Below are 13,751 nucleotides of genomic sequence, written 5' to 3'. Positions count from 1 at the left end.
TCACTTTAATATTGCTAATTCAAAGGAACGTAAACTAAAACAAAAATGGCAAACAATATTGAAGTAAAAGACCTATTGGAGGCAGGTGTACATTTTGGACACCTTACCAGAAAATGGAATCCAAACATGGCTCCTTATATCTACATGGAGCGTAACGGGATTCACGTTATCAATCTTTATAAAACAGTTGCAAAATTAGAGGAGTCTAACGAGGCCCTTAAAAAAATTGCAGCTTCAGGTAGAAAAATTCTTTTCGTAGCTACCAAGAAACAAGCAAAAGATATCGTTGCTGAAAAAGCAGGCAAAGTTAATATGCCTTTCATCACTGAAAGATGGCCAGGTGGTATGTTGACTAACTTTGTTACTATCCGTAAAGCTGTTAAAAAAATGGCTACTATCGATAGAATGAAGAAAGACGGTACTTTTAACACACTATCTAAAAAAGAGCGTTTACAGGTAGATCGTTTACGTCAAAAATTAGAGAAGAACTTAGGTTCTATTTCTGACATGACTCGTCTACCAGCTGCTTTGTTCATCGTAGACACTATGCGTGAGCACATTGCTGTAAAAGAAGCTCAAAAATTGAACATTCCTATTTTTGCAATGGTCGATACCAATTCTGATCCAAGACCTATCGATTTCATTATTCCATCTAACGACGATGCTTCTAAATCTATCGAAGCTATCATGGCATCTGTTACCGGTGCTATCGCTGAAGGTTTAACGGAGCGCAAGTCAGAAAAGCAAGCTGACAAAGAAGGAAACGAAGAGGCTAAGCCAAAGGAAGCAAAAGCTCCTAAAGCTCCTAAAGCTGACACTGTAGCAACGGAAGACGCTGCAGCTAATGCTAAGAGCGAAGAATAGTCTTATTCTTTTTCTTTACTAAATAGAACATAAATTTAACATTAACCTAAACCAAGATTACATTGTAATCTTAATTTAGGCGAAAATTAAACCCAAAATAAAATGGCTAAAATTACCGCCGCTGAGGTAAACAAACTAAGACAAACAACTGGTGCAGGCATGATGGATTGCAAGAAAGCATTGGTTGAAGCAGAAGGAAATTTTGAAACTGCTATTGAGATCTTACGTAAGAAAGGTCAAAAGGTAGCTGCTAACAGAGCAGATAGAGATTCTTCTGAAGGAGCTGCTATTGCTAAGGTAAATGGTGATAACACTTCTGGTGTTGTTATTTCCCTTAACTGTGAAACAGATTTCGTAGCTAAGAACGATTCTTTTGTTGCTCTAGCGAACGAAATTGCTGATGTAGCTTTAGGTCTTAACACTATTGAAGAATTGTTGGCTGCTGATTTTAACGGTATTTCCGTTCAAGAAAAGTTAACTGAACAAACTGGTGTTATTGGAGAAAAAATCGAGATCAAAGGATTTAGCAAGTTAAATGCTCCTTTTGTTGGTTCTTATATCCATGCCGGTAACAAAATCGCCACTTTAGTTGGACTTTCTGCCGCTGTTGAGGGTGCTGATGTTGTTGCTAAAGATGTAGCAATGCAAGCTGCCGCAATGAACCCGGTTGCTTTAGATGAAACTGGAGTTGACCAAAGCATTATCGACAAAGAAATCGAGATCGCCAAGGACCAATTGCGTCAAGAAGGTAAGCCAGAAGCAATGTTAGACAACATCGCAAAAGGTAAAATTAAGCGTTTCTTTAAAGACAACACTTTGGTTAACCAAGACTTTATTAAAGACAGTAAGGTTAGCGTTTCTCAATACGTTAAGTCTTTAGGTGACACTGTAGAAGTTACAGACTTTAAAAGAGTAGCCCTAGGGTAATCTTTTAATACCTATATTTGAAACCCCCGCTTTATTCTATAAAGCGGGGGTTTCTTTTTTTTACTCCACAAACAACACGCCATAAACAAATACAGCAAACAATAACCAATTTAGCAATGATCAATGGATTTAATATCCAAAAGCGGTCAACATTAATCAGCGAAATTTAAAATGCGTTAGGGACCGCGGCGGCATCCCCGAAGCAAAGCAAGGGATATAGCCAAGGGCCCGCCCGACGAAGGAGGGAACGCCCATATTGAAACACCTGTAACTATGATTATTATAAATTTTATTTCTTGAGATGCCAGCCTATACCTTTCTAATTTGGCAAAAAAAAAGGTTGCCTTTACAGAGAGCCGATTCAACTTTTCGTTTTTTATTTTTTAATTCTTTAACCAATACTCCCTTAGCTTTACTTGCTGCGCGGTGGCATTCTCGATTGGCGCAAGCACCTCAAGAGTTACTATTGGAATTTTCGCCATAGCCTTTAAAACCAGTTCCTGCTCGCCTCTAAGGACCGTCATTATAATTTCTTTTTCTGGTGACCACCAAAAACTATCACTTATAATTCCCTGCATACTTTCAATGGTATTTTCTTTTCCGTCTATACTTTTTATAACATCGCCACCTTGCCCCCTAAAGTGTTTAAAAAGGATTTTAAGAGAATATCATGACGAATAAATACGGAATTATCATTGCTTTGATCGACATCTATAAAAGGGATATTTTCCATGAAAAAAAACTCGGTCCCTTATTCTGAGTAGTTACGGAAAGTCCAACCTTCCCAAAACTCCCGATAAACTATTGGCTTATTACCGATGACATGGGTTATAAAAGAATCTTTAATCTCGGGGTATGTCAATGCTACAATCTCATCGACCAAGGCATCATCCTCAAAGGGGATATGGTTACCATATTTTTGAGAAGGCTGTTTCATCAACCATAAAACTCCTTTTTCTCCATGGCTCAATTCGCGCAATCGAATATCCAGTGCCATATTGATCAGTGCGTCCTTTTCATAGACATTGCCATACTTATCTTTATAGGCCGCCTCTAATACGTTTTTGGTCATTCCTGTAAAGGATTGGCTATCGTCATAAGCCTTCGCATTTTACACCTTTCCTATTAAACGTTCGTAAAAATTTACTTCATCGATTAAGCCTTGATGAATCTGAAACAAATTTGCAAAGTATTCTGTTGTTCCCTCGTACATCCAAAGGTGTTTGGACATTTTAGGGGCATTAAAATCAAAATATTTTGTTTCTTCAGAATAAATACTTCAAGGAGTCACTATAAGGAAGAATTCGTGCGAAACCACATCCACCAAAGCCTCTACCAACATTTCCCTAGGCATTTGCTCTGGAGGCACCACAGTGGTAAAAGTATGATGTTCCAAGGCACCAAATCAATTTGAGTTAAAATCGTAGCTTTATCGACATATTACAAGCATTTGGCCGGCCCACAACCTTACAACGCAAGACCCATCACCCCAATTAGCAGCATTTTTTTAATACAATACTTTTCTTGCTTCATCCTATTATGAAGGTCCAATTATGTTACCGCAGTCCATTAAAAGGCCGAATGCCCGTATTTTTCCATTAATTTTTATAAAAAAATAATCATTCCACACAAATATTAGGACGGTCCTTCGTATTGTTCCACAAGATTATAAATTTTTAGCCATGCCTTTATTTTAATTTTGAAATAATTAAGGCATCACTAAACTTTCCGTACAGGGTGTAGCCTAAATAATTTTGATTATTTTTGCTGGGACTAAATCTAACACAACATGCAATACAAAAGAATACTTTTAAAACTCAGTGGCGAAGCTCTAATGGGTGATAAACAATATGGTATAGACCCACAACGACTTTCCGAATATGCAGATGAAATAAAGGCTGTTGTAAATAAGGGGATAGAAGTGGCAATTGTTATTGGAGGTGGAAATATATTTAGAGGTTTGTCCGGTGCCAGCGAGGGAATGGACAGGGTTCAAGGTGACCATATGGGAATGTTGGCCACAGTAATCAACGGCTTGGCACTACAAAGCGCTTTGGAGGTGAAGGGAGTACAGACAAGACTGCAATCGGCCATCATGATCAATGAGGTAGCAGAACCTTTTATCCGAAGACGCGCCATGAGGCATTTAGAAAAAGGAAGAGTTGTTATTTTTGGAGGAGGTACCGGGAATCCCTATTTTACGACCGACTCTGCCGCCGTACTTAGAGCGATAGAAATTGAAGCAGATGTGATCCTTAAAGGAACTAGAGTAGACGGAATTTACACTTCCGATCCTGAGAAAGACAAAACAGCCACCAAATTTGATACAATTTCTTTTAATGATGTGTTGACAAAAGGCTTAAAGGTTATGGACACCACAGCGTTTACCCTTAGTCAGGAAAACGAACTGCCTATCGTTGTATTTGATATGAACAAGAAGGGCAACCTTATGAAATTGGTTTCCGGAGAAAATATAGGAACCGTTGTAAATCTATAATTTACACTATTAGTGTTTTCAATTTATAAATCTGTAAGTATATGAACGAAGAGATTACATTTATATTAGACTCTGCTAAGGAAGGGATGGAAGGTGCCATGACACATCTTGAGAAAATGTTTATCAAAATTAGGGCCGGAAAAGCGAATCCAGTAATGCTATCGAGTGTGATGGTCGATTATTATGGTTCCCCTACCCCATTATCGCAAGTAGCCAATGTAGCTTCTCCTGATGCCAGGACCATAACGGTTCAGCCCTGGGAAAAAAAACTACTGCACGAAATAGAGAAAGCCATCATGAATTCCAACCTTGGATTCAACCCTATGAACAATGGGGACATGGTTATTATCAATGTGCCACCTTTGACTGAGGAACGCAGGAGAGACTTGGTAAAACAAGCGAAGGCCGAAGCCGAAGATGCCAAGATAGGAGTTCGTAATGCCAGACAAGAAGCAAATAAGGAACTTAGAAATATTGAAGCTTCTGAAGACCTAAAAAAGAGTGCCGAAGCCGACGTTCAAGAACTGACGAATAAATATATTAAAAAGATTGAGGCCCATTTTGAATTAAAAGAGGTAGAAATCATGAAAGTATAAGCTTTTCAAGCTTACTATAAAAACGGGCGACTAAAAGTCGCCCGTTTTTATTTTATACTGTTTAGCATACCCCTATTTTTATCCAAATACCCCTGCCATATCCTGTCCTTTGCAATGGTTTCAATCCGTTAAGGCCCCCTAAAAACCAGTTCTAAGCTCCCACTCCTGTCAGAGGACATAAGGCATAAGAATAAATCTAGAATTCCAAAGTTGTTCTCCTGCCCTCTCTCGCCATTATTTAGCGTATCCTTTCTAGGAACACTAACAATCATTTTCTACCTTTGGCCCCGAAAATAATAGAAAATGGTTACCAAGCTTACACAGGGATTTTGGGCAAAAACAGCAAGAATAATTCTTAGAAACAGGATCTTAATCCTGGTACTTCTAACGGTGTTGACTGTTTTTTTGGCTATGCAATGGGAGAACATGAGGTTTTCTAATACCCAAGCCAATTTATTGCCAGATCACCACCCTGTAAACTTGGAATACCTATCGTTTTTGGAAAAATTTGGGGAAGAAGGCAATGTGGTCGTTTTGGCCGTCAAGGATAGTTCCTTATTTACCCCCGAAAAATACAACCGTTGGAACAAACTCAGCAAACAGTTAGAAGCTTTTCCCGAAGTAGATTTTGTTTTGTCTACCGACAACCTTCAAGAACTGGTAAAAGATAGCATAAAGCAAGAGTTTGTTTTGCTGCCTTTTATGAAAGCTACCCCGCAAACCAACGCGGAAGTAGTTAGCCTAACCGATCGCCTGTTTAATGAGCTTCCTTTTTACGACAACCTCCTTTTCAATAAAGAAACGAGTACTATCCGCACGGTAATTTATGTAGACAAGGACATTATCAATACGTCGGCCCGTAAAGACTTTATCCTTAAAGACTTAAACGTACTGATAGAAAGCTTTGAGAAAGAAACCGGTCTTGACGTACGTATTTCGGGCATGCCTTACATCCGGACCATGAATTCCCAAAACATTATAGATGAAATAGGGAAGTTTATTTTAGCAGCCTTAGGAGTTACCTCCTTAATATTCTTTTTCTTTTTTAGAAGTTTTAGAGCCACGTTTATCTCTATGTTCGTAGTCATTATAGGGGTGATGTGGTCTTTCGGCGTTTTAGGACTCTTGCAATATGAAATTACCGTTCTGACCGCTTTGATACCGCCATTGATCATCGTTATTGGAATCCCGAACTGTATTTTCTTGATTAATAAATACCAACAGGAAGTAAAAAAGCACGGCAACCAAGCGCTTTCATTACAGCGCGTAATTTCCAAAATCGGGAATGCGACCCTGATGACCAACGTTACTACTGCCTCGGGCTTTGCTACTTTTATAATCACGGACAGTAAACTGCTCAAAGAATTCGGCATTGTAGCTTCCATTAATATTATAGGCATATTTATCCTATCGATCTTAATTATTCCGATCATTTACAGTTTTATGTACTTGCCAAAAGACAAGCATTTAAAACATTTAAAAACCAAATGGATAGAGACCTTTGTCAATTGGATGGAAAACATCGTCAGAAACAAAAGAATCTCGGTCTATATTGTTTCCATTCTACTTTTGGTAACCAGTATTATCGGTATCTATCAAATCAATATTTCTGGCAGTCCTATTGAAGACATGCCAAAGGGAGAGCAGTTCTTTAAGGACATCCGTTTTTTTGAAGAAGAATTTGATGGTATCATGCCCATTGAAATTGTGGTAGACACCAAAAGACCAAAAGGCGTTTTAAAACCGTCGACTTTAAAAAGGTTAGACCAATTAGGTACGGTAATCCTTGAGATCCCGGAACTTTCCCGTCCTATTTCCGTAGTAGATATGGTGAAGTATTCTAAACAAGCTTTTTATAGCGGCATCCCTAAATACTATCAACTGCCAACGACCCAAGAAAACACCTTCATCATGGATGTCGCACGAAAATCTACCGGTCAAAGCAATATGCTGAACGGTTTTGTGGACAGCACTGGCCAGGTAGCACGTATTACCACTTACATCAAGGATGTTAAGACAGAGCGAATGGAGGAGATCGAGGCAAAACTTCAAGACAACATCGACAAAATATTCCCTGCAGAACGATACGAGGTCAGTATGACCGGTAGTGCCTTGTTATTTTTAAAGGGCACCAAGTACTTGGTCAAGAACTTAATTATGTCCCTAGCCTTGGCCATAGCACTGATAGCGTTGTTTATGGCGTATTTGTTCCGTTCCTTCAGGATGATTATAATTTCCCTAATCCCCAACTTATTACCACTGGTCATTACGGCAGGGGTCATGGGTTTTGTAGGGGTTCCCATAAAACCGTCGACCATATTGGTATTTAGTATTGCCTTTGGAATTTCGGTAGATGACACCATACACTTCTTGGCCAAATACAGGCAAGAACTGATTAGTAATAAGTGGCGCATCAAAAAATCGGTCTATGCTGCTTTGCGCGAATCTGGCGTAAGTATGTTTTACACATCCATTGTTTTGTTTTTTGGATTCTCGGTCTTCATTATCTCCAGTTTTGGTGGTACGGTAGCCCTTGGCGCCTTGGTATCGGCTACCTTGCTCTTTGCCATGTTGTCTAACCTTGTTTTATTGCCCTCCCTACTTCTTTCCCTAGAAAGAAGTATAGCGAACAAACAGACCTTAAAGGAACCCATGATTGATATTCTCCCAAAAGAAGAAGACAAGGACAAGTAAGATTCGACTTTTAAAGAAAACACCTATTCAATATCGCCGGTTTCCTTGGCCTCACTAGTGATATCCATTGGTGTGCACAGCACTAAAATTGGCTTTACGGAAGTTTTAAAGCTCGGGAAATACCGCTAAAAGACCAGCTTTGGCATCCCCATACCTGAGCGGTTAGCCCTTTATCTAAAAATAATACACAACCCTTGGGAATCACAATCCTTTTTTTTGCTAAAAAGGCTATCTTTGCCACTTAATTTACAAAGAATTCAAATGAACACCTACAGCGTAAAAGAATTACTTTCTTCCGATCATTTACACAAAGAAGTAACGGTTAATGGTTGGGTTAAAACCTTTAGAAGCAACAGGTTTATTGCTTTAAACGACGGATCTACCATTAATAATATTCAGTGCGTGGTCAATTTTGAGGATTTTGACGAAAATCTACTAAAGCAAATCAACACCGGTGCTGCCTTAAAAATTGTAGGAACACTAACCGAAAGTCAGGGAAAAGGCCAACAGGTAGAAATACAGGTCAAAGAAGTGATTGTTCACGGTGGTGCCGATCCGGAGACCTACCCTATACAGCCTAAAAAGCATTCCCTGGAATTTTTACGTGAAAAGGCTCACTTACGTGTTCGCACCAATACCTTTTCTGCCATTATGCGTATGCGTTCTGCCCTATCTTTTGCGGTACACCAATATTTTCAGAAAAACGGATTCTACCATGTACACACCCCTATCATCACAGGTTCTGATGCCGAGGGAGCGGGAGAAATGTTTCGCGTATCAACCCTAGACAGTAAAAATCCTCCTCTAACGGACGAAGGCACTATTGATTATAGGGAAGATTTTTTCGGAAAGGAAACCAACTTAACCGTTTCTGGACAGTTAGAAGCCGAAACATATGCTATGGCTTTGGGCAAAGTATACACCTTTGGCCCTACTTTTAGAGCTGAAAACTCTAATACCTCTAGACATTTGGCAGAATTCTGGATGATAGAACCAGAAGTAGCTTTTAATGATTTGGATGCTAACATGGATCTTGCAGAAGATTTTATCAAGGATGTTCTTTCCTATGTTTTAGAAAACTGTCAAGAAGATTTAAAATTCTTGGAACAGCGTTTACTCGATGAAGAAAAGAGAAAACCACAAGCAGAACGCAGTGACATGCCTTTGATAGAAAAACTAAAATTTGTGGTAGACAACACCTTTAAACGTGTATCTTATACCGAGGCGATCGATATTCTAAGAAATTGCAAACCCAACAAGAAGAAACAATTTAAATATATTATTGACGAATGGGGTGCCGATTTACAAAGTGAGCACGAACGCTATTTAGTAGAGAAGCATTTTAAATGCCCCGTAATTTTGTTTGATTACCCTGCAAAAATAAAGGCATTTTACATGCGTTTAAACGAGGACCAGAAAACCGTAAGGGCCATGGATATTTTATTCCCGGGCATTGGTGAGATCGTAGGCGGATCGCAGCGTGAAGAGCGTTTAGATGTCCTAAAAGAGAAAATAAAAGCCCTAGATATCGATGAGAAAGAACTTTGGTGGTATTTAGACCTTAGAAAATTTGGAACGGCAACCCATAGTGGTTTTGGCCTTGGATTTGAAAGATTAGTGCTTTTTGCTACAGGAATGGGTAATATCAGAGACGTAATTCCTTTTCCAAGAACACCACAAAATGCCGAATTTTAAGCTTTTATTATTTAACTTTATAGGGTAACAAGTATTTAAGACTATATGTTAAAACAACACTTACAGTTTAAACTATCGCAGAAATTATCTCCACAGCAAATTCAGTTGATGAAGTTGATTCAATTGCCTACACAGGCATTTGAGCAACGTTTAAAACAAGAATTGGAAGAGAATCCTGCATTGGAGAGTGGTAAGGAAGAAGGTGAACTTCAACAAGACGAGTTCGAGGACATCTACGACAACGAAACCGATAGTGAAAACATCAGTGCCGATGACATTAATATAGACGAATACTTGAGTGATGATGAAATTCCAGACTATAGAACACAAATCAACAACTACAGTTCGGACGATGAGGAAAAAAACCTACCCTATGCTGCCGGCATCTCCTTTACACAATATTTGATAAGCCAACTGAACACGGTTTATTTAAATGATGAGGAATGGGCTATTGCCGAGTTTTTGGTGGGCAGTGTAGATGAAGGCGGGTATATTAGAAGACCGTTATCCGACATCATGGACGACTTGGCTTTTACCCAAAACATCTATACCGATGAGCATACCATAGAAAGAATTTTACACATAGTTCAAGATTTAGACCCTGCTGGAGTAGCAGCCAGATCTTTGGAAGAATGTCTGATCATCCAATTGAAAAGAAAGGATGCTACTCCTAGCACAAGGTTAGCCTTGGAATTGCTGGAAAAATCTTTTGAACAGTTTACTAAAAAGCATTATCAGAAACTGCTTCAGAAACACAATGTTTCCGAAGAAGAACTTAAGGATGCCATTACCGAGATTGAACGCTTGAACCCAAAACCTGGTGGTTCTTATTCTGGCAATACAAGGATCGTAGAACACGTAGTACCAGATTTTAGCATCCGCATCACCGAAGGCGAATTAGAGCTTAGCCTAAACGGTCGAAATGCTCCAGAACTACATGTTTCAAGAGAGTACAACAATATGCTCGAAGGATATAAAAATGCCAAGGAGAAATCGAAATCCCAAAAGGATACTGTAATTTTTATAAAACAAAAGCTCGATGCCGCCAAATGGTTTATAGATGCCGTTAGACAGCGCCAACAGACCCTTTTCGTGACCATGAATGCCATCATGCAGTATCAAAAGGAATACTTTTTAACAGGAGATGAACGCAAACTGCGACCTATGATCCTTAAAGATATTGCCGATACCATACAAATGGATGTTTCTACCGTATCTAGGGTTGCCAATAGCAAATACGTAGACACCCCTTATGGCACAAAATTAATCAAGGAGTATTTTTCAGAGTCGATGAAAAACGAACAAGGTGAAGACGTATCGACCAAAGAAATTAAAAAGATCCTAGAGACCGTTATAGGTGAAGAAGCCAAAAGAAAACCCTTGACCGATGATAAGTTGGCAGCTATTTTAAAGGAAAAAGGATACCCCATTGCAAGACGGACGGTGGCAAAATATCGTGAGCAATTGGGTATACCCGTCGCTAGGTTACGTAAAGAAATTTAATGCAACAGTTTTCAACGGCCATATCTTACCTGCTTCATCCACTTTTTATTCCTTTATCGGGCACATCAGCCTATTTTATTATTAGCCCTAAATTTATCCCTACAAGTTTTCAGGCAGCCACTATACTGCCTATTTTTCTTTTAACCATTATCATACCCATACTTTCTTATATACTATTAAAGCACCTAGGCATTGTTAGTTCGGTTTTTATGCCAAACCTAAGGGAGAGAAAGTACCCCTTATATTTAAATCTAGGCCTACTTTTATTGGTTCTTTTAAAGGTTATTCCAAACCACTACAGCGTAGAACTCCATTATTATTTCCTAGGACTGGTCGCAGCGAGCTTTAGCGCCCTTTTCCTGCTGTTTATAAACTTTAAGTGCAGTATGCACCTTATGGGATTAGGAAGCCTGCTAATGTTCCTTATAAACCTTAGTATTCATTTTGAGATCAATATTGCCATCGCTATTGCCATCATGACATTACTTTGCGGATTAACCGCCACAGCAAGACTATACCTAAGAGCTCATACGGCCCCAGAACTAATCATAGGATTTCTTTTAGGCGTGGCTACCCAATTGTTAACCGTGAAGTTTTGGTTATAAAATATAAAAAATCAAGCCCACCCGAAGGGGTTTTACTTTTAACTGCTCTCCGGAAGCGAGCGTAACGTCCTTATTAAACAAGGAGCTAAGTGCGTAATACGCATGAAAATTAAAGGTATTATATCCAACACTAAAGGTAAGCCCGTATTGAAACTTTTTAATTTCACCGTTTGAAAAACTTATATTTTTCAAGTCAGAAACATATTTAGACCTAGCATTGAGCACATACCCCATTTTTACACCGCTATAAACACGCCAAAACTTATATTCCTCTGGCGAAGAATTGCGCCATCTAAATTCTATCGGAAACTCGAGTATATGGGTTTCTATTTTATTTCTACTGTAATCTGTTTTGCTCTCTATTCTACTATAAGTAATGTTTTCTTCCGTTTTAGAGGCCAATAAGTTCGTGTAATAAGAATTTATACCAAACCCCAGCCCAGCACCCATAGCAATGGTTCTGGCCTCATTTAAAGGGATATCCTTAATAAAACCACCCTGCAACCCATATGAAAGGTTTCGATGCGAAATATCCTTGGGCAGATTAGTAAATAGGTTGTAAGTGACCCCTAAATAGAATTGATCTTCTAGGTAATTAGACACTGGCCTCATGGACCCCTCTATTTCCTGGGAATGAACAAAGGCTTGTGCAGATAGGAAAACTAAAATAAAAAAACGCTTCATAACCATTTTAAGATAATGATTCTAATATCAACAAAAAAACGCTTCAAATATAGCATTTGAAGCGTTTTAATTCTCTTATCCTTTTTACTAACTATTGTATATTCTTGAAAGCATCACCTTCATAGGTGGTATAATTCACTTTCAAGGCATTTACCTTTCTAAGTTCTTGTTTAATATCGGATATAATACCCATATTGGCATTTTTATCTACTTTCAGAGCTGTTGTTAAAACATCTTGCAGTTCTTGGGGCTTTTTAGCCCTTTCCTGTAAAATGTAATCTCCAACTTCCGATGCCTGAGCAAACTTATCGTTTAATTGAATTTTAGATTCTGTACCGTATGTTTTCTCGTATTCACGAGTAGGTTTCCCAACATAGATATAGATAATCCTGTCCTTTTTTTCTAGCTTTTTAACTTCAGTAGCATTTGGCAGAACGTTCTCTACCTTAAGAGTGCTATCTTTCATTACCGTAACCGTCATAAAGAAGAACAAGAGCATAAAAACGATATCTGGCAACGAGGCAGTATTCACTGCCGGTAGTGCCGCATCTTTTTTCTTGTTAAATTTTGACATAGTAAATTCTTTTAACTTCTAATTATTTTGACGAAGAAGATGTCTCTGCTTCCGAAAGTTTCTGAGGAAACAATTCTTGAATTCTCTTCACTTTGTCTTTTAAGGCATCCCTAACGTCATCTGGCGTTTCGGGGTTTAGATATTCTGCTTCCATGTCCGTAAAGTTTCTCTTGTACAAACGTTGGGCCTCTCTATTCCTTAATTCGTTATACGCCCCTACCAATTCGTTCTGAACTGTAATGTAGGTACCGTATTTCGTCTCTCTATCATTCTTAAGCGAAATAATAGCTTTCTGTGGACTATCTGATGAAGCTGCATCTCTTTCTCCTTGACAGTAGTTACAGTAATCTGCACTACCGGCCGGAGCGCCTCCATTATCTAAAAAGGCAATTGCTTTCGCCCTAAGATCTTTAAGCTCTGTCAACTCTTCATCTGCCAATAATTGTCCGTCCCTATTAATACTAACTTGAAAAATATTTTTCTCCTTAATAACGACATCTTGATCTGGCGGTTCAATCGGTGGTAACATACGATCTAGGCCTGCATCTGTCTCAATAGTGGTTGTCACTAGGAAAAAGATCAGCAATAAGAACGCTATGTCTGCCATAGAACCCGCATTAACCTCTGGTGGTGCTCCTCTTTTTGGCATACTATTTTATTTTTTATTTACTAATCATTTTCTTAACTCCCGACCATAACATGGCGGCAACCGCAATAATCGTCAATATAAAGAATACGTTTAATCCCATTCCAATTGACTTCACTGTACTTTCGGTTGTTGGAATGCCCTTTCTGGCCATTTCATTCAAATCAATATCAGTTCCATCGGCCAAGGTGTAAGACACCCCTACTACAACCAATAAACCTATCACTGCAAATGCTGCCTTTTTAATAGCTTCTTTCGACGTCAATAAATTAACCAATCCGAAAATCAATGATGCTGCAACAGCGATTCCTAACAACAAGTACGTAATAATGAACATAAAGTTCATGGAAGCGCTATTTACCGCTTCTCCTGCTGGCATATCTGTTGAAGGCAACTGAAACCATAGTATGGCTCCGACAGCTCCAAGAATAACCAATATTATTTTTATTATTTTATGCATGACACT

General features: G+C 38.8%; 15 protein-coding genes. 8 read left to right on the top strand and 7 right to left on the bottom strand.

Going from position 1 to position 13,751, the window contains the following annotated elements:
* The first annotated feature begins 45 nt into the window (after positions 1 to 45).
* The gene (gene rpsB / locus BUA16_RS08655; protein ID WP_072764356.1) at positions 46 to 864 is read left to right on the top strand and encodes a 30S ribosomal protein S2; all 819 of its coding nucleotides are present in this window, start codon (positions 46 to 48) and stop codon (positions 862 to 864) included.
* 102 nt (positions 865 to 966) lie between these two features.
* Positions 967 to 1,791: a translation elongation factor Ts gene (tsf, locus tag BUA16_RS08650; RefSeq protein WP_072764355.1), complete on the top strand. Its 825-nt coding sequence runs from the start codon at positions 967 to 969 to the stop codon at positions 1,789 to 1,791.
* A gap of 383 nt (positions 1,792 to 2,174) precedes the next feature.
* On the opposite strand, the gene BUA16_RS08645 is transcribed toward tsf, so the two are convergent.
* The 3 genes from BUA16_RS08645 to BUA16_RS08635 form a co-directional block, all read right to left on the bottom strand.
* Positions 2,175 to 2,369 (bottom strand): hypothetical protein, encoded by a 195-nt coding sequence (locus BUA16_RS08645; protein ID WP_072764354.1) that lies wholly within the window; start codon positions 2,367 to 2,369, stop codon positions 2,175 to 2,177.
* A 173-nt stretch (positions 2,370 to 2,542) separates the two neighbouring features.
* Complete coding sequence (locus tag BUA16_RS08640; protein WP_072764353.1) at positions 2,543 to 2,863, bottom strand: hypothetical protein; 321 nt, start codon at positions 2,861 to 2,863, stop codon at positions 2,543 to 2,545.
* Between the two features lie 39 nt (positions 2,864 to 2,902).
* Positions 2,903 to 3,067: a M61 family metallopeptidase gene (locus tag BUA16_RS08635; RefSeq protein WP_262482959.1), complete on the bottom strand. Its 165-nt coding sequence runs from the start codon at positions 3,065 to 3,067 to the stop codon at positions 2,903 to 2,905.
* A 513-nt stretch (positions 3,068 to 3,580) separates the two neighbouring features.
* Here BUA16_RS08635 and pyrH point away from each other — a divergent pair.
* From pyrH to BUA16_RS08605, 6 genes are all read left to right on the top strand, one after another.
* A complete protein-coding gene (gene pyrH / locus BUA16_RS08630) occupies positions 3,581 to 4,288 on the top strand; it encodes a UMP kinase (RefSeq protein WP_072764352.1) in 708 nt (235 codons plus the stop codon).
* Positions 4,289 to 4,329: 41 nt separating this feature from the next.
* Positions 4,330 to 4,884 (top strand): ribosome recycling factor, encoded by a 555-nt coding sequence (gene frr / locus BUA16_RS08625; RefSeq protein WP_072764351.1) that lies wholly within the window; start codon positions 4,330 to 4,332, stop codon positions 4,882 to 4,884.
* A 303-nt stretch (positions 4,885 to 5,187) separates the two neighbouring features.
* Complete coding sequence (locus tag BUA16_RS08620) at positions 5,188 to 7,578, top strand: efflux RND transporter permease subunit (protein WP_072764350.1); 2,391 nt, start codon at positions 5,188 to 5,190, stop codon at positions 7,576 to 7,578.
* A 261-nt stretch (positions 7,579 to 7,839) separates the two neighbouring features.
* Positions 7,840 to 9,273, top strand: a complete 1,434-nt coding sequence (gene asnS / locus BUA16_RS08615; protein ID WP_072764349.1) for an asparagine--tRNA ligase — start codon at positions 7,840 to 7,842, stop codon at positions 9,271 to 9,273.
* Between the two features lie 45 nt (positions 9,274 to 9,318).
* Complete coding sequence (gene rpoN, locus BUA16_RS08610; protein ID WP_072764348.1) at positions 9,319 to 10,776, top strand: RNA polymerase factor sigma-54; 1,458 nt, start codon at positions 9,319 to 9,321, stop codon at positions 10,774 to 10,776.
* The gene (locus tag BUA16_RS08605; protein WP_072764347.1) at positions 10,776 to 11,381 is read left to right on the top strand and encodes a hypothetical protein; all 606 of its coding nucleotides are present in this window, start codon (positions 10,776 to 10,778) and stop codon (positions 11,379 to 11,381) included. The genes rpoN and BUA16_RS08605 overlap by 1 nt, the downstream gene beginning before the upstream one ends.
* On the opposite strand, the gene BUA16_RS08600 is transcribed toward BUA16_RS08605, so the two are convergent.
* From BUA16_RS08600 to BUA16_RS08585, 4 genes are all read right to left on the bottom strand, one after another.
* Entirely contained in the window at positions 11,376 to 12,065 is a 690-nt protein-coding gene (locus tag BUA16_RS08600; RefSeq protein WP_072764406.1) for a porin family protein, read from the bottom strand. The two genes, BUA16_RS08605 and BUA16_RS08600, sit on opposite strands and share 6 nt — an antisense overlap.
* A gap of 91 nt (positions 12,066 to 12,156) precedes the next feature.
* Positions 12,157 to 12,639: an ExbD/TolR family protein gene (locus tag BUA16_RS08595; RefSeq protein WP_072764346.1), complete on the bottom strand. Its 483-nt coding sequence runs from the start codon at positions 12,637 to 12,639 to the stop codon at positions 12,157 to 12,159.
* A 22-nt stretch (positions 12,640 to 12,661) separates the two neighbouring features.
* A complete protein-coding gene (locus BUA16_RS08590) occupies positions 12,662 to 13,288 on the bottom strand; it encodes an ExbD/TolR family protein (RefSeq protein WP_072764345.1) in 627 nt (208 codons plus the stop codon).
* A 13-nt stretch (positions 13,289 to 13,301) separates the two neighbouring features.
* The gene (locus BUA16_RS08585; protein ID WP_072764344.1) at positions 13,302 to 13,745 is read right to left on the bottom strand and encodes a hypothetical protein; all 444 of its coding nucleotides are present in this window, start codon (positions 13,743 to 13,745) and stop codon (positions 13,302 to 13,304) included.
* Positions 13,746 to 13,751 lie beyond the last annotated feature (6 nt).

It is taken from the genome of Arenibacter nanhaiticus (genome assembly GCF_900141935.1).
Classification (GTDB): domain Bacteria; phylum Bacteroidota; class Bacteroidia; order Flavobacteriales; family Flavobacteriaceae; genus Arenibacter; species Arenibacter nanhaiticus.
Note: the sequence above shows the minus strand (reverse complement) of the source record. Positions and strands in the feature narration are given on the sequence as shown.